2 pseudogenes are annotated in these 702 nt (G+C 62.3%); both read left to right on the top strand.

Annotation, left to right across the window (positions count from 1 at the left end):
• A pseudogene (locus ACWGS9_RS35115) lies at nucleotides 1–175 on the top strand (DUF4158 domain-containing protein); the annotation flags it as partial.
• 4 nt (nucleotides 176–179) lie between these two features.
• Nucleotides 180–621: pseudogene (locus ACWGS9_RS35110) on the top strand (transposase); the annotation flags it as partial.
• Nucleotides 622–702 lie beyond the last annotated feature (81 nt).

The following is a 702-nucleotide window of genomic DNA, read 5'->3' as shown; positions in this document are numbered from 1 at the left end:
GTCGGATGCGATATCCTGCCAACAGCCAGACCACCTCGGCTTTGCCGTTCCGCTCTGTCGGATGCGATATCCTGCCAGAGTGCAAGCAGCTGACGAAACTCCACCTCGCGCAATGCTAAAGTACGTTGCTGAACAGATCGGCGTCGACCCGGGCACTTGCGCCCTTTATGTGCGCCCCGCATTGCCGTCGGTTGCTGGAAAGGATGGTGTGGCCGGATGGTCGGATTTGTCCGGCCTGTGGTTACAAGCGTTCGATCGCGCTTGCTGGTCGCGAGACCGACAAGCGCGACCGGGTCTCTATCAATGCTCCAACGGCGATTGCCGGTTCCAGTTCACCGTGACGACCCCATACCCCGCTGCATTCGACCAAGCTGCCCTTGCGTGTCTGGTTGAGGGCCATGTGGCTGCTGCTGCAACCGGATAAGGGCTTGTCCTCGGTCCGGCTCGCCGAGATCCTTGGAGTGAGCCAGCCGACGGGCCTGGCGGATGGGTCACGCATTGCGGCTGATGGTGGCGCGGGAAAACATGCTCGACGGCACGGTTGAGATCGACCATTTCCATCTCGGTGGAACCCCCCGAAAGCGGCCGGATGACTCACCTCCGGGCCGGGGCCGGAAAGGCCAGGTGGTCGTCACCCTCAGCTCTTTTTCGATCATTGCGCTCGAGACCAGCGGCCGGGTCAGGACGTAGTCGATGAGCCGC

The organism is Mesorhizobium sp. Arg314, assembly GCF_053714275.1.
This window is presented reverse-complemented; position numbering and strand designations above follow the sequence as displayed.